The 20888-nt window shown below is 37.8% G+C and carries 21 protein-coding genes and 1 pseudogene; 7 read left to right on the forward strand and 15 right to left on the reverse strand.

The genetic code is table 11. The annotated features are described in order from the left end of the window. Positions 1–100: 100 nt before the first annotated feature. The 3 genes from MSG66_RS03515 to MSG66_RS03525 form a co-directional block, all read right to left on the reverse strand. A complete protein-coding gene (locus tag MSG66_RS03515; protein WP_324652312.1) occupies positions 101–844 on the reverse strand; it encodes an SDR family oxidoreductase in 744 nt (247 codons plus the stop codon). Between the two features lie 14 nt (positions 845–858). After that, positions 859–1242 carry a nuclear transport factor 2 family protein gene (locus tag MSG66_RS03520; protein ID WP_042896944.1) on the reverse strand — a complete coding sequence of 128 codons (384 nt, stop codon included), beginning with the start codon at positions 1240–1242 and terminating at the stop codon, positions 859–861. A gap of 183 nt (positions 1243–1425) precedes the next feature. Next, a complete protein-coding gene (locus MSG66_RS03525) occupies positions 1426–2442 on the reverse strand; it encodes an aldo/keto reductase (protein WP_324652315.1) in 1017 nt (338 codons plus the stop codon). An 87-nt stretch (positions 2443–2529) separates the two neighbouring features. Between MSG66_RS03525 and MSG66_RS03530 the strand changes: the two genes are divergently transcribed. Further along, the gene (locus MSG66_RS03530) at positions 2530–3420 is read left to right on the forward strand and encodes a LysR family transcriptional regulator (RefSeq protein ID WP_324652317.1); all 891 of its coding nucleotides are present in this window, start codon (positions 2530–2532) and stop codon (positions 3418–3420) included. A gap of 270 nt (positions 3421–3690) precedes the next feature. Next, positions 3691–3952 (forward strand): annotated as a pseudogene (locus MSG66_RS03535) (helix-turn-helix domain-containing protein); the annotation flags it as partial. Here the strand turns inward: MSG66_RS03535 and MSG66_RS03540 are convergent. The 4 genes from MSG66_RS03540 to MSG66_RS03555 are packed head-to-tail and all read right to left on the reverse strand — an operon-like array spanning position 3947 to position 7231. Then, complete coding sequence (locus MSG66_RS03540; RefSeq protein WP_410374393.1) at positions 3947–4435, reverse strand: GNAT family N-acetyltransferase; 489 nt, start codon at positions 4433–4435, stop codon at positions 3947–3949. The pseudogene MSG66_RS03535 and the gene MSG66_RS03540 overlap by 6 nt on opposite strands. A 2-nt stretch (positions 4436–4437) precedes the next feature. Then, complete coding sequence (locus MSG66_RS03545) at positions 4438–5202, reverse strand: ABC transporter ATP-binding protein (protein ID WP_324652319.1); 765 nt, start codon at positions 5200–5202, stop codon at positions 4438–4440. Continuing rightward, positions 5199–6209, reverse strand: coding sequence for an iron ABC transporter permease (locus MSG66_RS03550; RefSeq protein WP_324652321.1), 1011 nt, complete (start codon positions 6207–6209; stop codon positions 5199–5201). Before MSG66_RS03550 ends, MSG66_RS03545 begins: the two co-directional genes overlap by 4 nt. A 2-nt stretch (positions 6210–6211) precedes the next feature. Further along, positions 6212–7231, reverse strand: a complete 1020-nt coding sequence (locus MSG66_RS03555) for an ABC transporter substrate-binding protein (RefSeq protein ID WP_324652323.1) — start codon at positions 7229–7231, stop codon at positions 6212–6214. A gap of 324 nt (positions 7232–7555) precedes the next feature. Here MSG66_RS03555 and MSG66_RS03560 point away from each other — a divergent pair, with 324 nt between their 5' ends. Beyond that, a complete protein-coding gene (locus tag MSG66_RS03560; protein ID WP_324652325.1) occupies positions 7556–8899 on the forward strand; it encodes a PepSY-associated TM helix domain-containing protein in 1344 nt (447 codons plus the stop codon). 71 nt (positions 8900–8970) lie between these two features. On the opposite strand, the gene MSG66_RS03565 is transcribed toward MSG66_RS03560, so the two are convergent. The 3 genes from MSG66_RS03565 to MSG66_RS03575 form a co-directional block, all read right to left on the reverse strand. Continuing rightward, a complete protein-coding gene (locus MSG66_RS03565) occupies positions 8971–10023 on the reverse strand; it encodes an NAD(P)-dependent alcohol dehydrogenase (RefSeq protein ID WP_324652327.1) in 1053 nt (350 codons plus the stop codon). A 62-nt stretch (positions 10024–10085) separates the two neighbouring features. Then, a complete protein-coding gene (locus tag MSG66_RS03570) occupies positions 10086–10718 on the reverse strand; it encodes a carboxymuconolactone decarboxylase family protein (protein WP_202742479.1) in 633 nt (210 codons plus the stop codon). 110 nt (positions 10719–10828) lie between these two features. Continuing rightward, positions 10829–11323 carry a cupin domain-containing protein gene (locus MSG66_RS03575; RefSeq protein WP_202742009.1) on the reverse strand — a complete coding sequence of 165 codons (495 nt, stop codon included), beginning with the start codon at positions 11321–11323 and terminating at the stop codon, positions 10829–10831. 209 nt (positions 11324–11532) lie between these two features. Between MSG66_RS03575 and MSG66_RS03580 the strand changes: the two genes are divergently transcribed. Next, positions 11533–12420, forward strand: coding sequence for an AraC family transcriptional regulator (locus MSG66_RS03580; RefSeq protein ID WP_324652330.1), 888 nt, complete (start codon positions 11533–11535; stop codon positions 12418–12420). A gap of 42 nt (positions 12421–12462) precedes the next feature. On the opposite strand, the gene MSG66_RS03585 is transcribed toward MSG66_RS03580, so the two are convergent. After that, the gene (locus MSG66_RS03585; RefSeq protein WP_324652332.1) at positions 12463–13377 is read right to left on the reverse strand and encodes a LysR family transcriptional regulator; all 915 of its coding nucleotides are present in this window, start codon (positions 13375–13377) and stop codon (positions 12463–12465) included. A 133-nt stretch (positions 13378–13510) separates the two neighbouring features. Here MSG66_RS03585 and MSG66_RS03590 point away from each other — a divergent pair, with 133 nt between their 5' ends. Continuing rightward, complete coding sequence (locus MSG66_RS03590; RefSeq protein ID WP_324652334.1) at positions 13511–14530, forward strand: NAD(P)-dependent alcohol dehydrogenase; 1020 nt, start codon at positions 13511–13513, stop codon at positions 14528–14530. Positions 14531–14573: 43 nt separating this feature from the next. Here MSG66_RS03590 and MSG66_RS03595 read toward each other — a convergent pair whose 3' ends face one another. From MSG66_RS03595 to MSG66_RS03605, 3 genes are all read right to left on the reverse strand, one after another. Then, the gene (locus MSG66_RS03595; protein WP_042896259.1) at positions 14574–14783 is read right to left on the reverse strand and encodes a cold-shock protein; all 210 of its coding nucleotides are present in this window, start codon (positions 14781–14783) and stop codon (positions 14574–14576) included. Between the two features lie 339 nt (positions 14784–15122). Continuing rightward, the gene (locus tag MSG66_RS03600; protein ID WP_324652337.1) at positions 15123–15659 is read right to left on the reverse strand and encodes a DUF4468 domain-containing protein; all 537 of its coding nucleotides are present in this window, start codon (positions 15657–15659) and stop codon (positions 15123–15125) included. Positions 15660–15868: 209 nt separating this feature from the next. Further along, entirely contained in the window at positions 15869–16495 is a 627-nt protein-coding gene (locus MSG66_RS03605; RefSeq protein WP_202742003.1) for a TetR/AcrR family transcriptional regulator, read from the reverse strand. A gap of 166 nt (positions 16496–16661) precedes the next feature. Here MSG66_RS03605 and MSG66_RS03610 point away from each other — a divergent pair, with 166 nt between their 5' ends. Then, positions 16662–18239, forward strand: coding sequence for an MFS transporter (locus MSG66_RS03610; RefSeq protein WP_324652339.1), 1578 nt, complete (start codon positions 16662–16664; stop codon positions 18237–18239). Continuing rightward, positions 18236–19324, forward strand: coding sequence for an HlyD family secretion protein (locus MSG66_RS03615; RefSeq protein ID WP_324652341.1), 1089 nt, complete (start codon positions 18236–18238; stop codon positions 19322–19324). The genes MSG66_RS03610 and MSG66_RS03615 overlap by 4 nt, the downstream gene beginning before the upstream one ends. Before the next feature lie 82 nt (positions 19325–19406). On the opposite strand, the gene MSG66_RS03620 is transcribed toward MSG66_RS03615, so the two are convergent. After that, positions 19407–20798, reverse strand: coding sequence for an amino acid permease (locus MSG66_RS03620; RefSeq protein ID WP_324652343.1), 1392 nt, complete (start codon positions 20796–20798; stop codon positions 19407–19409). Between the last annotated feature and the right edge of the window lie 90 nt (positions 20799–20888).

A 20888-nucleotide genomic window follows, 5' to 3' on the forward strand; every position in this document is an offset into this window, starting at 1 on the left:
ACCTTCATGATAAAGTGATTAATATCCAACCCTGAGTAAAAAGCATCGCTTCTCCACCTCACATCTTGTAAGAATTGGAAAAGCGATAGAATGATAGTGATTACCAATTTTGACGCGTCGGAGAAATGATTAAATCATTCACAGTGACATTTTCAGGTTGATTAAGTGCATAGACTACAGCGCGTGCTACATCATCTGGATCTATGGCAATTTTGTTGAGCTCTTGGGCTGCCTTACGACCTTCAGGGTCAGTGACTTTGTCCGCCCAGCCTGTGTTAATAACACCAGGACTAACAGTATTAACTCGGATACCATGGTTAATACCCAAATCTTTACGCATTGACTCAGTCATGGCTTGTACAAAAAACTTTGTTGCACAATAGATACCCGCAGCAGGATCTACTTGATGCCCCGCAACTGAATCCATATTCAAGATTTGTCCAGACTTTTGCTCAAGCATAATTGGCAATACGCCTGCTATAGCATTTAAATAGCCTTTGATATTGGTATCAATCATTTTGTTCCAATCATCAATTGCTAAATCGCTCCAATATGAAAAAAGCATAAGTCCAGCATTGTTAATTAGAATATCGACAGAGCCGTAAGTATCTTTGGCAAATTGAGCAAGCTTTTTAGAGTCATCAAGGTTAGTAACATCTGCTACAAAGCCTGTGATTTGATCACCATGCTTTGTTACTTCTTTAACTAATTCATTAAGACGTTCTTGGTTTCTTGCAACCGCTATAACTTTAGCCCCTTCAGCCGCTAACATTTTGGCTGAAGCTTTACCAATACCGGAAGAAGCTCCAGTAATAATGATTACTTTGTTTTCTAAATAATTCATCCCAACTCCACCTATTAATTGGTTGAATGGGTATGATAAATTTTACTAACAACAGTCCACTTACCTTCTACTTTCAATAAGTTAAAGAAGTCTGTAAAACAAAATCCAGAAATATCATTAGTATCTATACGTGCACTTGCAGCAGTGCCAACGATATCAATATTTACGATTACACCTTGGGCATCTGGTGATGGGCTAAAATCACGATCAATCACTTCGAATAAACCTTGGATTGGACCACCAACAAGTTTATTGTCCGCATCTACACCAAAGATAGTTGCTTGTTCATTAAAAGCAGGTTTCATAATGCTGCTATCTGCTTGTTTACCACCTTGATTATATTTATTTAATACTTCAACAATTGCATTGTATTCAGCCACATAAGTTGGTTTAGACATCTTTAATTTCCTACTTCAGTATGAGAGTTCAATCGAAGACAACAGCATTCAGCTTTGGAAAAGAATGTGCGTTCAACTGTTATGAAAATACTAGAGCAACCACTGTTATAAATATAATTATAGAATCGTATATACAATATTAATCACATTAATATCTCTTGCAGTTAATACTCTATACAAAGATCAATTAAGGGCTGTTATAGGGATTTGCTCACTGATGATGTTTTCGCTTTTCAGTTCTACCCAAAACTCATAAGGTATTATTTTCGAGAAAGATTGGATATTAGTAATAGTTTCTTCTTTATTTTTAGCACCGAAAACTAAAGATGTAATTGCTGGATGGCTTGCTGCAAATTGCAAAGCTGCTGTGGCAAGAGATACATCGTATTTTAGACAAATGGCTTGAATTTTTTGTATTTTAGAGACGATTTCAGCAGGTACTTTTTTATAATTATAACTAGCTTGTGAAGTATTACCTAAGGCAAGTACACCAGAGTTAAAGATTCCCGCAGCTAAAATTTCTACATTAGATTCGGATAGCTTTTTTAAATCTTCATATGAGTTTTTATGATCTAATAAAGTATATTGACCAGCAATCAATGCACAGTCAATTTTAAACTCTTTAGCTATTTCTAAAACAATTTCAGTTTCGTTTACACCTAGTCCAACTGCTGAAACATCCCTATTCCTACGCAATTCATCTAAAGCCTTAAAGCCACTTTCACAAAATTGATTCCAAAATAGTTCAGCTTTATCTCCATGCCATTTTTTCCCCAGATCATGCACTAACAATAAATCAATATGATCCAATCCAGTACGTTTTAAACTATCTTCGAAAGATGACATTACCCCATCATAAGTATAGTCATAGTAGTAATCAGGATAATTTAAGTACCAAGATGGATCTTTAGAATAAAGGCCTTGTGAGTTTAAAACACGTCCAACTTTGGTACTGACTAGAACATTCTTTCTGATGTCTAACTCATGTAGAGCGGTACTCAATGTATATTCAGCCCGCCCAAATCCATACATTGGTGCACTGTCAAAGTATCGAACACCTTCACTATATGCTGAATATATAATTTCTTTGGCTTGATCAAAGCTAATTCTGCGGTCATAACCAATCTGAACTGTACCTAATGCAAGTTTACTCATAGGTAATGAACAATCACCTACAAATTTTGATGAGGTTTTTATCATTGTGATGGCTCTTTCAAATAGGAGCTTTGCATAATAGAAAAGGCTTTGTTATAAATATAATTATCAAAATATATACATGCTATAAATATGGCTAATATCAATAATCTCGATTTAAACTTACTTAAAGCTTTAGATGCATTGCTAGATGAGAAGAATGTTACACGTGCAGCAGATAAATTAGCTTTAACTCAACCTGCTGTTAGTAGCATGCTTAATCGTCTAAGAGATCGTTTTGATGATCCATTATTTGTTCGAGCACCATATGGCATGGTTCCAACAAATAGAGCTCTTGCTTTAGCTGAACCTTTAAAAAAAATATTAAGTGAAATTGAACTCTTAGTACAACCGCCTATCTTTAATCCAGCGGAACTAGAAACCACTTTCAGAATTGCTGCGACAGATAACGGTATGCATTGTGTAGGCGTACCTTTTACATTAGCTTTAAATAAGATTGCACCAAAAGTTAAAATAGCCCTCATGTCAATTCATGGTCGGAATGTCGAAGCTATGCTAATGAATGGTGAACTTGACCTTATGATAGTGGGTGAACCAACAGTTCCTTCAAACCTGCGTTCACAGGTAATCCATAAAGAAAACTACGTTTGTATGATGCGAGAAAATCATCCCTTGGCTAATCAAGAGCTTGATCTAGATTCATTTTGTTCTTTCAATCACGTATTAGTTTCATATGAGGGAGGTAAATTTACTGGCGCTACAGATGTTGCATTGGAGAAGATTGGAAAAAAGAGAAATGTAGTAATGTCTATTACAAGCTTTCTTTTATTACCAGAAATTCTTAAAAATAGTGATTGGATTGCTGTCGCTCCACATCATTTATTAGAGAAAGATTCAGGTATTATCTCCAAAAAACCACCGATTGAAGTTGGTGGTTATAATAAATTAATGGCATGGCATGAACGCACACACCATGATTCTATACAACGCTGGTTTAGAGATTTTCTTTTGGAAACCTGCTAGATAGAATAAAATATCCATTACATAGAATATTACTAGTAGATTAGTAGTTATGCCTTAAAATATTTTTTAAATCTTTTAAGGCTGCTGCAGCTGCCACCTGTGGTGAAAATGCGTATAAATTTTTTATTAATTCACCTAATAATTTACCATTCGTAAAGCCTTACATCACAGCAACTTTGTGAAATGCCTTTGCAATGTAGTCGGTGCTATCAATGCGAAGACCATCGACATATTTTTGCTCAACACCAATCACAACAGTGCAATCACTGGTGGGCGCATGATCACAATAAAAGTGAACGAACTTTTCATCGCTGGTTTAAATCAGAAACTGGCATGACCTTTCAAGCATGGCGTAATCGGGTCTGCATCATCTATGCTTTAAATGCATTAAAAGAATATCTCGATTACTGAAATTGCATTTAGTTTGGGCTATGAACACTCGGCAGCTTTTACAGCAATGTTCAGTAAAATTATGGGCTATCCGCCTACCCATTTTCAAAAAAAATTTCATGCGCATGATAAAGCACTATAAAGATTTACTCATGTGAATGGTGTCATACGTCTCGATCCATTCTCGATTAATGACTTCAAAGCCTTGTAGAGTCCAAAACGCTTCAGCCGCAGGCAAAAATGGATGAGTGTGCAAATACAAAGTAGCAATTCCATTCTTTTTTGCATGGCTAAACAACATGTCACATAGCTTGGTCGCTATGCCACTACGGCGGTATTCAGGCAGTACAAATAACTTGACGACCTCAACCGTATTTGGTGGCAGATTTAAATCAAAACGATGGTCATACGCCCGATATGCAATGGTGCCAATAATACGGTTTTTATCTTTTACCGTAATAAAGCAACCTAATGGGTTATTGGCATAATATTGCTCAAAATTTTGTAAATCTTTGGGAACTTGCCCATGATAGATTTCTGGGAATAAAAGCTGTCTAGTATAAAGTGCAAACTCTACCGCAGATGCATAGTCTGATTTGTCCGCTAGCTGATAGTGAAATGTCATATTTATAGCCAAGAATGATCAGGGATAACAATGGTTTTGTCTTGAATCATGGCTTCATGGAACTCAACATCGTAGACACTTTTTAAAAACTTCGGATCGGTGATTCGAGTTTTTGACTCAGGCTTAACTACCTCATGTTCGCGCATGAAAAACAGCTGGTCTGCAAATAAAAATGCCAAGTTGGGATCATGCATAATCGCAATGACCGTAAAATTTTGCCGCGACAATTGACGCAATTTTTTCATTAAATAAGACTGATAATAAACATCAAGATGGTTAGTTGGCTCATCCAGTAAAATAACTTTTGGTGCTTGCACTAAAATACGCGCAATCATGACCAATTGTCTTTCGCCCCCCGATAGCTCGGTATAAGGACGATCGCGTAAATGCTCAATGTCTAAATCAAATAGAGCTTGGTCTACTCTTTCCCAATCTGATTTTGAAGGACGATATCGGCTAAAAGCAGCACGACCCGTAATCACGACATCTTTAACCAAAAATGGAAATACGGTTTTGTGAAATTGCGGTAAAAAGCCAAGTAATGCAGCCCGATCTTTACCTTTAAAGTCCGATAATGGTTTTCCAGAGTAACGAATCAACCCATCTTTTACGGGTTCTAAGCCGGCCATCAACTTAAAAAGAGTTGATTTCCCACAGCCATTGCGCCCTAAAATGACGGAAAACTGATTTTCAGGAAATTCCAGATGAATATTTTTAAGAACCTGTTTGTGCCCATAGGCATAATTTAACTGATCAATTTGAATCATGCCCAATGAGTCCTCTGCGTTTTCATTAATAATAAGAAAAATGGAGCGCCAAGTAGCATGGTAAAAATGCCAATCGGTATTTCAAACGTCAGTAAAACCCGAGAAAAGTTATCAATCATCAGTAGAAAACTACCGCCCAACACCATATTGGCAGGAATACTGTAGCGGTGATCTGGCCCAACCAACATTCTCACAATATGCGGCATAAAGAGTCCATATAGACTAATAATGCCTGCTGCAGCCACAGAAGTTGAAGTACATACAGTCACCAAAGCAATTAAAAGAAGCTGTTCCCAGCGTGGGTTAACACCAACCGCCTGCGCTTCTTCGGCACCGAGTGCCATTAAGTTTAGGCGCCAGCGCATCGTAAATAATCCGGCAAGGCCAATGCAGATTGGTAGCACGGCATATTGAACCTTTTGCCAAGAAGCTTGATGTAAGTTACCCATGGTCCATTGCACAATGGCTTGCAATTTAAATGGATCACTTAAATATTGAATCACCGTGAGACCAGCCAAAAATAGCCCCGAAACAATCATGCCCGATAAAATTACCATCACTAAAGACGTCTGGCTTTCATGTTTTTGATGCGCAAATAAATACGTTAAGGCAACAGCGCAAACACCAAAAATAAAGGCGGATAGATTGGGTGAAAGCCAACTTAAAGAAAGTGCCAAAGCTGCACCAAATGCCGCGCCAGATGAAATACCGAGCACATAAGAGTCGACTAAAGGGTTACGAAATAACGCCTGCAAACCATTACCCGCGGTTGCTAATGCAGCCCCCACCATAAAGGTCAGTAAAATTCTGGGTAGTCTGACATTCAAAAGAATATTTTGCATCAGTCTAAATTGTTCAGCATCAAAATATGGTGTACCAAAGACTGCTTGCACACCCCACCGCAAATAGTCCCATGCACTCAATGTCTGCGTTGGCCCAATGAGCAACGAGATAAAAATCATCACGACTGGTAATGGGTAAAACCAATAATATTTCAATTTTTGCATATTCATTGCACCAACGCTTTGGCAAGGCGCTCACCATACAACTGAGTTAAAATACGCTGTTGTAAAGCACTTACAGGTAAATCGGACTGTTCAGGATAAATACTGTGATTCAAATAAATCGCCGTAATAATAATTTTGATGGTGTGTGGGTTATATATAAATGCAGGACTCAAATTAAAGACCTTTCGGTTTTGTACGGCGCTTAAACCTTGTAATTCTTTTCGTTCATAAATCAGTTTTGGGTTGGTGTTCCAAAGCACAATATTGTCTGGGTTCCATTCAATTAAGGTCTCGGGGTTCACATTGGGTTGATTGGCATTGGCCTGAACAATGTTGTAAGCACCCGCCAGCTCAATAAAGTCATTGGTAATCGATTGACGTCCCGAGGTAGAAAAAATTCGTCCACCTGACCATGCATAATAAATCGATTGTTTATTTGGCTGACGTGCAGTTTTAGCTGTGACCTCTGCCACAATTTCATCAGAAAAACTTAAAATTTCTTGAGCACGCTTTTGAGCACCACTAAGCACAGCGATTTCAGATAGCTCTTCTTTCACTTGCTGGTAAGTGCCAGACTCCATCACATATACAGCAATCCCAAACTGCCTTAACAGTTCAATTGTTTGGGTTTGTCCGCTCCCCAAAATCACCAGATCTGGTTTTAACAGCACGAGACTTTCAATATTGGTGGCATTTGCACCTTGCGAAGGTGTAGCAAGCTCTCTATTGGCAATACGTTGATCGATTTTTGAATAGGCATTAAATAATAAAGGCTGTATGTACACTTCAGCTGGTATACCAATCACTTTATGGCCTTGCCCTAGCATATATAAGCCATCTAAACTGGACTCAAACAAAGACACAATTCTTTGTGCTGGTTTATCTACACAGACTTTTGTATTTGTACTATCAAAAACACATATCGAATGGGCTGCTAACTTTTCTTGTGTTTTTCGCTTTTGTTCAGATGAAGAACATCCACATAGAATGAGTAAAGTGAGTATTGAAAGCAATAACTTCATTACAGCACCCAACGCACAAATACAGTGCAAAATAAAAAGACGCGTCTATTTGGTGCATTTTTCATGTGAAAAACACACTATAAGAGAGCAAAATAGTTTGAATCATCATTTATACAACAATCAAATTAAGTATGTTAGATAAGGTATTAGATAGTAAGCAAAAAAAACGCCAAATTTACCAAGTAATAAAAACTGTTTAATTATTGGGTTAAAAAGTCTGCATAAGGGCTATTCAAATAATTTAATAGAGGTTACAGCTCAATCAACATCACAAGAGATAAATCGTTATAATCCAGCCCAACACCTGATAGACATTATCTTCTAATGCTGACCCATTCATCCTTCTGGCGTAGTCTTTTTCGTTTAATTCATATTTATGCTGGTATTTTTATTGCACCATTGATATTGGTTGCTGCAATCACCGGCTTACTCTATGCGATTACGCCACAACTTGAACAAGCGATGTATAAAGATGTTCTAAATGTTGAACCATTGAACCAAGCACACTATAAGCTCAGTCAGCAAATTGAAGCCGCAAAGCAAGTGATGCCCAAGTCTGCACAGGTGATTGAGGTTAGACCCGCCCCAAGTGCTGACCAGACAACTCGTATCATTTTTTCAGATCCTTTACATGATTTTACCAGTGAAGCCGTTTTTATTGATCCCTTTACGCTTAAAACCAAAGGCCACCTTGCTGTCTATGGTACAAGCGGGGTTCTACCGTTTCGAACTACGCTCGACCAGTTACATAGCAACTTATTACTCGGAAAATGGGGTCGCTTTTATAGTGAACTGGCAGCAAGTTGGTTAGCCATTTTGACTTTAACTGGACTGTATAATTGGTGGAAACGTCGTCAAAATCTTAAAATCAGGCAAACACAAAAAAATAAATTATTAAGATGGCATAGCACGCTTGGTTTATTTTTATTTCCACTCTTATTAATCATCGCCATTACTGGTCTTACATGGTCGGAGTGGGCCGGAGATAATATTCGGGTTGCTCGTCAATGGCTCAACTGGCAAACCCCAACATTAGCAACTTCTCTTCAGACAGATAATTTACCAACAGTGATGCATCATGAACATCACGAAATGCCACACAGTGAAAACCTTAATTTAAATATTGTCTCAAGTGAGTTTGATACCGCTCTTTCAATAGCCAGAGCACATGGTATTGATGCGGCACAAATACAAATCAAACCACCCACCAGCGGAAATCAAGCTTGGGAAGTGGCCGAGATTCAGCGTAAATGGCCAACTCAAGCAGATAGCATCGCAATTGATATGGAACAACACAAAGTTATCGATCAACTTGCCTTTAAAGACTACTCATTCGTTGCTAAGCTAACTCGGTGGGGAGTTGATGCTCATATTGGTATTTTATTTGGTTTGATGAATCAGTTAGTTCTTGCGCTTTATGCGCTTGCGCTTTGTTTCATGATTATTTATGCATATAAAGCTGCATTTAAAAACTCAAATTTGAAACTCATGACAAGTCACTTTGTTGGTCAAAGCTTATTTGTTTGGACGCGTGCAACTGGTCAGCAAAAAGTATTGTTAATGCTAGCTGGCATTGTGTTAGGCCTAAGCTTACCTGTTTTTGGTTTTAGTATTTTGCTTACGATACTCATCCTTGCAATGCGTAAATACATCCCATCTAAACTATAACATCCACATCCGTATTAACTCGGTGTACTGTGCACTCTACGTTCAGAATGCACAGCAAAGATCAAATAAGATTAATGATCAGATAAAGTTTTCAAATCAATCACAAAACGATACTTCACATCACTTTTTAGCATACGCTCAAAAGCTTCATTGATATTTTGCATATCAATCATTTCGATCTCAGAAACGATGTTATGTTCACCACAGAAATCAAGTAACTCTTGTGTTTCCTTAATCCCGCCAATCACCGAGCCAGCAATTGATCTTCTTCCTAAAATCATAGGAACTGAATTTGCGCTAATTTCACCCAAATATCCAACCAACACAATGGTTCCATTTAAAGCTAAAGTTGGAATATAAGGCTTCAAGTCATGGTTATAAGGCACAGTATCAATAATTAAATCAAACTGATTTAACACTGATTTCATTTGAGCTTCATCTGTTGATAACACAACATGATGCGCTCCGAGTTGTTTTGCATCTTGTTCTTTGTTAGCTGAGCGAGTGAATAATGTCACTTCCGCACCTAGAGCATTTGCAAGTTTAATTGCCATATGTCCCAAGCCACCTAAACCAACGACTGCAACTTTACTACCCTTTCCAATATTCCAATGACGTAGAGGCGACCATGTGGTAATCCCCGCGCAAAGTAATGGCGGTACAGCTTGAGCATCCAGATTTTCAGGTACTTTTAAGACGAAATCTTCGCTACACGTAATTGTTTGAGAATATCCACCATAGGTTGGTCGTTGATCATGACGATCGACACCGCCATAAGTCTGGATGTTACCTTCTTCACAATATTGCTCTAGCCCTGAATGGCAAGCAGAACAAGTACGGCACGAATCGACCATACAGCCAATTCCTACGAGGTCACCAATTTTATATTTAGTGACTTTGGAACCAATCGAGGTTACACGCCCTACAATTTCATGGCCCGGAACTAACGGATAAGCACTAAATCCCCAATCGTTTTTAGCTTGATGTAAATCGGAGTGGCAGACACCACAATATTCAATTTGAATGACAACATCATCTTCACGTGGGGTTCTACGTTCAAACTTAAACGGAACTAAAGGAGTTTCTGATGACAGCGCAGCATAACCTAAAACTTCAATTGTCATATTTTTTCTCTCATGTTTAATGTGTAAATAAAGACGAATTCGTCTTTAGAATTGATTTAAAGCTATTGATTTTGAAAACCAACTAAGGTGTTTTGGAAACGTTGCCCGACTTGTGGGCTTACTTTTTCGGTGAGTATTTTCTGTATTGCTTCAAATTGATGAGATGTAATACCTTGGGTCTTTGCAATATTAAGATGGGATTGAAGTTGACTCTCTACACCCTCTAGCGCCGAAAGCATACCCAAGGTAGCAATCTCGCGATCTTGCCAACTCAACACATCCCTTGAAAAAATATCGCCAAATAGATGAGCCTTTAAATATTCATCTATAGCTGGAGCAAACTCAAACAATGCGCCTTTGACGGGTTGTCCAACCAGTTGGGTCTGATTCTGAGTGCCTTGTAAAAGCGCCTGATAATCTTTCGGTAAAGCACTATTAGTCTTGCCTTCTACATCATGAATACCGTTTTCTTTACGCTGTTCTAACACCTGCATAAATGTCGTGAGGGCATTCAAACTTCGAGGAAAGCCAGCGTAGGCATAGGTTTGAACTAAAACTTCCTTAATTTCTGAAATGGTTAATCCTTGATCTAGACCATCTTTTAATGCTTGATTAAGTTTAGATAGGTCACCATTTGCAGCGTATGCAGCAATCGGTATGATTGCTTGTTGCTGTTGTGATAAAGAATTTTGCATTTGCTTCATTTCCTTATTGTGCGACAAAGAAAGCTGAACCATTTCTGTAGCCGCATAAATTTGCTGATCAAGCACTAACATGTTGATAGCTAAAAATATGGACTGTAACTTCAATGGCCCGCCTCTTTATATTGCTCATCTGATACAGGCTCTAACCAATCTACATTTTTGCCATGTTCATCAGATGCAGTTAGAGCAAGGTGTGTCATCGCAGAATGCCCACTTGCACCATGCCAATGTTTGACACCTGGTGGGCAATAGATCACATCTCCCGTAGAAATCTTTTCTGCTGGTTTGCCCCATTCCTGCACAAGCCCTTCTCCCTCTGTCACAATGAGATATTGCCCTTTAGGATGGGTGTGCCAAAATGAGCGAGCATTGGCATTAAAACTCACATATGCACTTGCAGCATTTATCCCTTCAGTCACATCAGTTAAAGGTTTAATTGCTACAGTTCCCGTAAAAATCTTGTCTGGGCCTTCAATCACTTGTTGCTGACTGGCCTTTTTGATGGTTTGAGATGCGATGACTGGTTGTTTATCCATGGCGGGTACTCCCATTGAGATAAATAAAGTGGTCACAAAAGTGACTGTTTTAACATTCATCTTTTTTCCTAGATTGGTATCAACGTCCTCAATTTAATAAAAGGACTTAGGATGAAGCATTGTTCAAACAGTATAAAAATGAAACTTGATAGGCGTTGTTCTATTCCTCTTGCAGATTTGCCTAATCCTCCGAATTGTTGCAATTCTCTCTATTTTTCTTATTTGAAATGCCTACAATAAAAACACAGATGACAATAGGTGAAATCTGAATGACGAATATGTCTCTAGGCAATAATGAAACACTGGCTCAACTTGTCGATCAATGGACCCGAGAAAAAGGTACATTTGAAACGCCTATTATGGGACTGACTTTATTTCGTGCGGAAACATTGACCCAACCAAATAGCAGTATGATGGATGCCAGTCTATGTATGATTGCTCAAGGGAAAAAACAGGTGATTCTTAGCAAAGAAACCTATACCTATGATTCTAATCATTTCCTTTTTACGGCAATTGACCTGCCAGTGATTGCTCAAGTTCTTGAAGCATCGGCTGAACTACCTTATCTTTCAATAGTGCTACGACTAGACCCCTATGTACTTGCCCAAATCATGCTTGAAGCCCATATCCCTTTTAAAGACATAAATACTGAAAAAAAAGGAATGGCTGTTGGAGTCGTAAATTCGGAACTGAATGATGCTTTTATACGGTTATTAAAACTATTAGACACTCCACAAGATATTCCAATCTTGTCGCCTCTAATTATTAAAGAAATTTTTTATCGTTTATTAATGAGTCCACAAGGTGATCGACTTAAACGAATTGTAGCGGCGGGAACTACAGGCCATCGAATTGTGAAAGCCATTGAATGGTTGAAAACAAATTTTGCAAAATCATTTAGCATTGAAGAGCTTTCAAGCACAATGGGTATGAGCCCCTCAAGTTTTCATCAGCATTTTCGTGATATAACCTCAATGAGCCCCTTACAATATCAAAAAAGAATGAGGCTGACCGAAGCACGGCGCTTATTGATGACTGAAGAATGTGATATTTCAACCACCAGTATTCAGGTCGGGTACGAAAGTTTGTCGCAATTTTCCAGAGAATATAAACGCTTTTTTGGGGTTCCGCCGTCGGTGGATATAAAGAGCGTATAAAAATGGACAAGCATATCGCAGATTAATTTTTTATAACCTGAATTACTCTAAAAATAATTCAGGTTTGTTATGCGTGAACTTTGTTATTTCATCAACTACGACTCTTATTTTGGGTTGTAAATGCCATCTTTTTTGCCATAGCACATGAATTGGTATTTCTACACCCGATATCTCTGGAAGAATAGAAATTAACTTTCCAGCTTTTAATGCATCAAAAGCTAACCAACTTGGTAGTTGTGCAATACCAAGACCGGAAGTGCATGCGCTTAGTAAAGCATCACCGTCTGGAATTTCATGTCTATATTTAATTTTGAACTCTTCCATTTCCCCTAGTGCATTTTTTAAAAACCATTGCCCTTTATAATTTCTTCTCCAACCGATTAGACAGTTGTGATGTTTTAAATCCTCTTTATTGGAGGGATAACCATTCTTTTCTAAGTAAGCTGGCGAAGCGCAAATTAAAAGTGTTTGGTGCCCAAGTGATTTTGCAATTAAGTCAGTAGAATCTTCTAAGTCACCTATTCTGACAACGAGATCTATCCCCTCACTAATCATGTCTACAGCTCTGTCTTGGAAGGTTACAGATAAATCTAACTGAGGATATTGCTGAGCTAAATCTAATAAAATCGGAAAAATATATCGACGGCCAAAAGTCGTAGGAAGATCAACTCTTATACGCCCTGTAGGGTATGAATTTTCTGTCGAAAGTAATGTTTCTATTTGATCTAATTCTTCCAAAATACGACGACAACTCACAAGCCATGCTTCTCCCTCGGGAGTTAAAAAAATGCGTCTGGTTGTGCGGTGAAGAAGTTGGACACCCAATCTTTTTTCTAATTTATTAATACTTTTTCCTACCGCAGATCCGGTAATTCCAAGTATTTCTGCTGCACCAGTAAAACTTCCCTGCTCTACAGCCGTAACAAACTCGAGTATTCCTGAAAACTTACTATCCATAAATCACCTATTAAGGAATTTTATTCCACAATGACTAGAATTTTATCATATTAATAAAATTATTTTCTTAAATTAAGATGAGTTCAAATGATAGCTAAGTAAGAAAGTTATCAAGTTCTTTTAAGAGGAAAAGATGATGAAAGCATGGTTACTAAAAGATTTTGGTTTAAATAATTTAAAATTAGAGGAAGTGGAAACCCCAACTCCAAAAGCTGGTGAACTCCTCATTAAAGTTGGAGCAGTTTCTTTAAACTATCGAGATAAAGCGATTATTGAAGGTTTTTATGAACCCCACATGGTTCCAAAACCTTTAATTCCCGTATCCGATGCAGCAGGTACAGTTGTGGCTGTGGGTGAAGGAGTAACGCGTTTTAAATTAGGTGATCGAGTCAATACTACTCTCTATTCTCGCTGGATTGATGAAGAACCTGGACCCAATGAACCGGAATATTGTTTAGGTATGCCATTACCAGGTGGTCTTGCTGAATATATGATTTTGCATGAAGAAAGCGCAGTAAAAGCTCCAGATAATATGTCTGATGCTGAAGCATCTACATTACCTATTGCTGCATTAACAGCTTGGTATTCACTTATGGATATAGGTAACCTTAAGCCAGAACAAAATGTTCTTGTACAAGGGACTGGTGGTGTTTCTATTTTTGCAATCCAATTAGCTCACGCCTATGGGGCAAGAGTTATCGCTACATCAAGCAATGATATAAATTTAGAAAAAGTTCGCGCTTTGGGTGCAGATGAGGGAATCAATTATAAAACTCATCCAAATTGGAATGAGCGAGTATTAGAATTAACTGATGGTAAAGGTGTAGATGTAACAATTGAGGTTGCGGGCGGTAATGGTCTTAATCAATCTATTGCAGCCACAAAAGTAGCAGGCACCGTGGCCCAAGTTGGCTTTCTAACTGGACAAACCACCCAATTAAATTTAATGCCACTTATTTTTCGTCAGACCAAACTTCGAGGAATAGCCGTAGCACCAAGAGTTTCATTTGAACGTATGAACAAGTTTCTAAATGAACATCAAATTAAACCGGTTATTGACCATGTATATAAATTTGAAGAAGCTATTGAAGCCTTTAACCATCTTTCTAGAGGCGCATTTGGCAAAATTGTGATTGAAGTTGATTCACAATAAATAAAAAAGGCCCTGAATATTCAGGGCCTTTTTTTATCGCTTATTATTCTGGAATAATATTTACAGCACTTGGACCTTTTTGGCCTTGAGCGATATTAAACGTTACTTTCTGACCTTCATATAAAGTTTTGAAGCCAGAAGAAGCGATTTCTTTAAAATGAGCAAACACATCTGGACCAGATTCTTGTTGAATAAAACCGAAACCTTTAGTTTCGTTAAACCACTTTACTGTACCATTAGTTGTATTAGACATAACATATCCTTGAATTTTAATAATTTAAGTCATTTAAAAATGACAAATTAACTTGAAAAAATAATAACGAATTGAGCTTAATATCTGAAAAAACGAAGGATTATGACTAAAACTGCGATACTTAAAGAAGATTTACTACAAGTCTTTTTTCTAGTTAAATTAAGCATACAGGAAATCAATATTTATTCAAGATTTTTATATGCAATATTTATTTGTTTTATATTAAAGAGAGAGATATCACCTACTTAGGAAAGATAAATGCGTATTTTCCTTAGATATTTATCTCTCATGCGTCTATCTGACTCTTTAATTATATTTTTATAAGCCAATATAAGAAAACTACATTGGACTCGCGCCTACAGGCTGAGCATTGGGATGTAAGATATGAAATTTATAGTCTTCCACAATGTTCTTTAATTGATTTTTTATGGCTGCATTTTTATCTTTATAAAAATGATTATTACGATTGTCACGAGGTTCTATATTGCTAAAAGTAAGCTTAGCTTGATGATCTTTAACTTCTACTTTCAAAATATAATTAAAGGAATCATCTGCGACCTTAATCATATTCCTGCTTAGACAGTCCATACAATTATCAAATTTTAGCCCTGCATGTCCTTTAATTATCAGGACTTTATTCACTTCATCTGCCTGAATAATCTTTCGACTTGAAACATAATCCACAACATTATTTCGCCAGTTTTTAGAAGCATCATAAATTTGCGTTTGGCTTAAACCTTTAAACTTAATAATTTCTGAAAAATACTCGTTTTTCTTTTCAGCAGGTTTTTCATCAACTTTATTAGGTAAAGAAAGACAACCTTGCATACCTAGTACAGCAAAACTTAATGTAGCAGCTAAAATTACTCTTCTCACGTAACGCTCACTTTTTAAAGAGACTAGAAGTTAGAACCTCCAAATTTACACCCGCACATCGAATAATTTGGTTTATATAAAGTTAAAAAGCAGCACTTGATTTTCAGGTCCTATCAAGTGCTGCTAGACCTAAATCAGTTGAAATCATTGCTAGACTTTTTAAATAAAGAAAAAACTTGCCAATTTTGAGATTAGAAATACTTATAAAATTATTTTAACTTCTCATTGTAATTGATATTTTTCAAAAACAAATCAACTGCATATTCAACCCACGAACCAATTTCATTGTCCGATATTATATAGTTAGGATGAGTCAAACACTTAAGATGGGCATCACTTCGTAATAGAGCTAAAAATATATTCGCGGCGATATCCGAAGAAGACTCTAATTCAATTTCACCCTTTTTTGATGATTTCTCAAGATAACCCGCAATAATATTAGCGAGTCTTTGTGGACCAACTTGAAAGAATTTTTCAGACAATTCTGGAAATCTGACCGCTTCTGCAATACATACCCTAAAAAAAGCCAAACCTGAATGCGATAATATAAAACACAAATAGGTTTTCCCCATTTCAGTTAAAGCAGAACGTAGGTTTTCGGCTTTTGTCTCGACTAAAATAATTTGTTCTTGCATGTTCGTGCATTGTCGTTCAATCACGGCAGCAAACATCACTTCTTTATTTTTATAACAACCATACATGGTGGCTTTTGAAACGCCCGCCTCTTTTTGAATCATGTCTGTTGTGGTGCCACTAAAACCATGAGTCAAAAAAAACTTTGTTGCTGCATCCAGAATTTTTTGATCTTTTTCATTGGTTTTAGTAGTAACTGACATAGTGACCTTATAAAAATTTTAGCGATTTCTTTCCTAGTGTAACTCATCGAAAAGTTCAAAATCGAGAATTGACGGCAATTTAATTAGAGAGTACAGTACCGATCGGTACAGTACAGTAAATATCTGCTCCGTGCAATGAATTGATGTTTAAGATTTAAGGTAAAAGATGAATACAAAGCCACTCATCGGTTTAGCAGGTGCAATATTTGCTGCAATGACTGTCGAATTTAATAACCGAATCACCAGCATTACCTTAGTCGACATACGTGGAGCTATGGGTATTAGTGTCGACTCGGGTTATTGGGTCAACAGTATTTATGCCAGTGCCATGATTATTGGCATGATACTTTCCACCAGTTGGGCCGTCATTTTCTCTATGCGGAGAGTTCTTCTTTTTGCTATAGGGCTTTGCCTCTTCTCTAGCGTTTTAATTCCTTTTAGCCCCAATATTGAAATATTTTATTTATTGCGCGCCTTGCAAGGCCTTGCCAATGGCCTAACCATTCCTTTGCTCATGGCCTGTGCGCTCAGATTTCTGGGGCCAGATATTCGACTATGGGGCTTAGCCTGCTATGCATTAACTGCGACTTTCTTTCCCAACTTAAGTGCTGCGCTTTCTGCTTTTTATTTAGATGTGCTGGGCTGGAAGATGATTTTCTTTCAAACCATTCCTTTTTGTGCCTTAAGTGCTGCGTTGGTTTATTTTGGTATTCCTCAAGATCCTTTAAATTTTTCAAGAATAAAAACTTACGATTGGGCAGGCGCTACTTTAGCGATTATTAGCTTGGCAAGCCTGAGTACCATGTTATTGCATGGCAATCATCTAGATTGGTTCCACTCTAAATTGATTAGTGTATTGGCGTTAATAAGCGCCATTACATTACCGTTATTTTTCATACATGAATGGCGTTCTCCATCCCCATTAATTAAGCCGCAAATGCTCGAAATACGAAATTTTGCTTATGCCATTTTTGCGCTGTTTTGTTTTGTGATTATTGGAATGTCGACAAGTACATTACCGCTCAATTACCTGAGTGCTGTACACGGCTATAAACCGACTCAAACCATGTGGATTGGTTTACAAATTGCGGCATTACAATTTATCTATATTCCCATTGTGGTTAAGCTTTTAAATCAAGCTTGGGTCGACAGCCGCTATGTGCATGGCTTTGGTTTGCTTCTGGTGATTGCAGGCTGCCTAGGTGCAAGCCAACTCGATACAACATGGAACCAATATCAGTTCTATTTTTGGCATGCAATTTCATGTTTAGGGCAAACCTGTGTAGTGCTCTCGTTACTCATGATGGGTACAAACAGCGTACATCCAACCATGGCAATTTATGCTTCACCGATGATTAATACCCCGCGAGCCATTAGTGGCGTACTTGGTGTTTGTATTTTGGATTGGGTGAACCGAGTACGTGGTGAATATCACTCAACACGACTGATTGAAAATACAGCCCAACATGTTTTTCAAAATATTCAAGGCCCTGTTATTAACCCTCTTACCCCACCTGTACTGACTGAAAATGGCGCAGAACGGGTTTCAGGTGGTTTATCGGCCTTAAATTCTGCGATTCAGGCGCAGCAATCTGTTTTAGTTATTAGCGATCAATATCTGATTTTGGCCGGACTTACCGCAATTTTGTTCATTGTTATGCTGATTTTGCCCGTTAGAACTTACCCGCCACGTATTGCTCTCATTAAGTTAATGAATAGTCATAACTCAGGAAAATCTTTATGAGTACTCTCGAAGCCCAAGATACCACCCACACTGAACCACCCAAGTTAACAAAGGTGCAATATCTCAAAAAGCATTGGGTTATGGTTATCGCATTCATTATTGTTTTAGCATCCATTTTGTGGGTTTTAAAACTTATCTTTTTACCCTCATCGATTATTGAAACAGACGATGCGCGTGTGGATGTAGAGTACTCAACCATTGCCCCAAAAGTGTCTGGTAATATTGAAGAAATTTATATTAAAGATCATCAGACTGTAAAAAAAGGGCAACTTTTAGCACGAATTGATCCACGTGATTATCAAGCTGCTTTGGCGGAAGCTGAATCTAATTATGCGAAGGCACAAGCTGACTTAAGCGAAGCCATGCTGGCAGTTGAAAGACAACCGACAGTTATTCGGGAAACAGAGGCTCAGCTTAGAAAAGTAGAAGCTGGAATTAAACTCACAAAAGATAATACGGCGCGGTATGAACAATTACAGGCGCTCGGTGCCGAGTCAAGATTAATTACACAGCAGTCAAAAACCACATTGACCGAACAATATGCCGACTTAGACAGCAGCAAAGAAAAAGTAATAGACGCACAGTATCAACTCAACCAATACAAGATTCAGGTACAAGCGAAACAAGCTGCCCTTAAACAGGCACAGGCCGCCCTTGATAAAGCAAAACTGAATTTGAGCTATACAGAAGTTCGAGCACCTATCGATGGCATGATTGGTCAGAAGTCTGCCAACGTCGGTAACTTTGTTGGCGCTGGTAATCCATTAATGGTTGTTGTGCCTTTAAATCAAGTCTACGTAGAGGCAAACTTTCGAGAAATTGAGTTAAAACAAATTAAAATCGGACAACCTGTTAAAGTGTATGTCGATGCTTATAATATTGAATTAAAAGGTTTGGTAGACAGCTTCTCTCCATCTACTGGCGCATTTTTCTCTCCAATCTCTGCAACCAATGCGACTGGTAACTTTACTAAAATTGTTCAGCGCCTTCCGTTACGCATCAAACTTGTTGAAAATCAAAAAGACGTTAAATTATTACGTCCTGGTTTATCTGTTTTAGTTTCTGTGGATACAACTCAGAAATAACTCACTTTTATTTTGGGATAAGAGAAAAAAGAGACCATTTACGGTCTCTTTTTTAATTATAAAGAAGCTAATTTTTAAATAATTAATCTAAATTTATGGCAACCGCTCTGGTTGCTTTACGCTTTCGCGTGACGATCAACCCGCAAACAACCACCGCCAAAGTTACGCCCAAAGATAAAGTCGTTTCATAACTATAGGCTGGTGATAAGAACATATAACCTAAAACGGTCATAATGACTAAAATCACAAACCAAGTTAACCATGGGAATAACCACATTTTAAAAGATACAGCTGTGCCCTCTTTTTCCCATTTATGTCTTAAGCGTAATTGTGAAAATGCAATCACCAAATAAACCAGTAACGCAATTGAGCCTGTGGTTGAGAGCAAGAACCCAAAGACTTGGCCTGGAAACATATAGTTGACAGCACAGCAGACGACTCCAACCAAAGTAGATAAAAATACAGCCGAAGTCGGTACACCTGCTCCATTAATTTTTGTCACAACTTTTGGGGCTTCCTGACGCGTACCCAAAGCAAATAACATACGAGATGAGGTATAAACCGCCGCATTCATACAACTTGCAACCGCAATAAATACTACGGCATCCATAATCAGTTTAGTTTCTGGAACATTTAGGCTCATCAATACAAACTGAAAAGTTCCAAACTTTTGTAAATCTGGTGAACGCCAATCGACCAAAGCAACCGCAAGAAAAATCGAAACGACAAAGAATAAAATAATTCGATAGAGCACCAAATTGGTTGCACGTTTAATTTTTTCTTCTGGATTTTTTGATTCAGCAGCAGCAATAGAAAGAATTTCTATTCCAAAAAATGAAAATGCTGAGATTAAAATGGCCGATACAACTCCGCCCATGCCATGTGGCATAAAACCGCCATTTGAAAATAGATTGCCGACACCACTGACATTTGTGGCTAAAGGCCACATTCCAAATACAGCCATTACCCCAATAATAATGAATACTACAATCGCAAAGACTTTAATCAGCGCAAACCAAAACTCAAATTCACCAAAACTTTTGGTACTAAAAAAATTGGCTAGACTAAGTAAAATAATAAAGGCGAATGCATAAATAGCACTAGAAATTTGCGGGAACCAAGCATGTAAAATTTCAGCACCCGCAATCGCTTCAATTGGAATAACCAGCACCCAAAACCACCAATATAACCATCCGATGGTAAACCCAGCCCAAGGTCCAATTGCCTTACGGGCATATGTAGAAAATGAACCTGTATCGGGCTGCGCTACGGCCATTTCGCCCAGCATGCGCATGACCAGAAAAACTAAAATACTTGTAATTATATAAGCGAGTACGGCGGCAGGACCTGCTTTTGCAATCGCCGCAGAAGAGCCTACAAATAAACCTGCACCAATAACGCCACCAATACTAATCATGGTAACGTGTCGATTAGAAAGTCCTTCACTTAATTTTATTGTTTTATCATTGTTCATATTCGATTCCTTCAAATTAACAAACTGATTTTAAAACCGTCTTAAAAATGTACTTCTCCAACTTGTACAAAACAAAAAAGGGAAAATCAG

The sequence above is a fragment of the Acinetobacter sp. IK31 genome (assembly GCF_035615195.1).
Taxonomy (GTDB): domain Bacteria; phylum Pseudomonadota; class Gammaproteobacteria; order Pseudomonadales; family Moraxellaceae; genus Acinetobacter; species Acinetobacter calcoaceticus_C.

Coding starts and splice junctions, on each gene's coding strand:
- MSG66_RS03595 (WP_042896259.1), bottom strand. CDS start 14,783: ATGTCTAATACAACTAATGGTACAGTAAAGTGGTTTAACGAAACTAAA.
- MSG66_RS03580 (WP_324652330.1), top strand. CDS start 11,533: ATGACGAATATGTCTCTAGGCAATAATGAAACACTGGCTCAACTTGTC.
- MSG66_RS03585 (WP_324652332.1), bottom strand. CDS start 13,377: ATGGATAGTAAGTTTTCAGGAATACTCGAGTTTGTTACGGCTGTAGAG.
- MSG66_RS03560 (WP_324652325.1), top strand. CDS start 7,556: ATGCTGACCCATTCATCCTTCTGGCGTAGTCTTTTTCGTTTAATTCAT.
- MSG66_RS03610 (WP_324652339.1), top strand. CDS start 16,662: ATGAATACAAAGCCACTCATCGGTTTAGCAGGTGCAATATTTGCTGCA.
- MSG66_RS03555 (WP_324652323.1), bottom strand. CDS start 7,231: ATGAAGTTATTGCTTTCAATACTCACTTTACTCATTCTATGTGGATGT.
- MSG66_RS03570 (WP_202742479.1), bottom strand. CDS start 10,718: ATGCAAAATTCTTTATCACAACAGCAACAAGCAATCATACCGATTGCT.
- MSG66_RS03520 (WP_042896944.1), bottom strand. CDS start 1,242: ATGTCTAAACCAACTTATGTGGCTGAATACAATGCAATTGTTGAAGTA.
- MSG66_RS03605 (WP_202742003.1), bottom strand. CDS start 16,495: ATGTCAGTTACTACTAAAACCAATGAAAAAGATCAAAAAATTCTGGAT.
- MSG66_RS03540 (WP_410374393.1), bottom strand. CDS start 4,435: ATGACATTTCACTATCAGCTAGCGGACAAATCAGACTATGCATCTGCG.
- MSG66_RS03530 (WP_324652317.1), top strand. CDS start 2,530: ATGGCTAATATCAATAATCTCGATTTAAACTTACTTAAAGCTTTAGAT.
- MSG66_RS03620 (WP_324652343.1), bottom strand. CDS start 20,798: ATGAACAATGATAAAACAATAAAATTAAGTGAAGGACTTTCTAATCGA.
- MSG66_RS03565 (WP_324652327.1), bottom strand. CDS start 10,023: ATGACAATTGAAGTTTTAGGTTATGCTGCGCTGTCATCAGAAACTCCT.
- MSG66_RS03575 (WP_202742009.1), bottom strand. CDS start 11,323: ATGAATGTTAAAACAGTCACTTTTGTGACCACTTTATTTATCTCAATG.
- MSG66_RS03590 (WP_324652334.1), top strand. CDS start 13,511: ATGATGAAAGCATGGTTACTAAAAGATTTTGGTTTAAATAATTTAAAA.
- MSG66_RS03550 (WP_324652321.1), bottom strand. CDS start 6,209: ATGCAAAAATTGAAATATTATTGGTTTTACCCATTACCAGTCGTGATG.
- MSG66_RS03615 (WP_324652341.1), top strand. CDS start 18,236: ATGAGTACTCTCGAAGCCCAAGATACCACCCACACTGAACCACCCAAG.
- MSG66_RS03515 (WP_324652312.1), bottom strand. CDS start 844: ATGAATTATTTAGAAAACAAAGTAATCATTATTACTGGAGCTTCTTCC.
- MSG66_RS03525 (WP_324652315.1), bottom strand. CDS start 2,442: ATGATAAAAACCTCATCAAAATTTGTAGGTGATTGTTCATTACCTATG.
- MSG66_RS03545 (WP_324652319.1), bottom strand. CDS start 5,202: ATGATTCAAATTGATCAGTTAAATTATGCCTATGGGCACAAACAGGTT.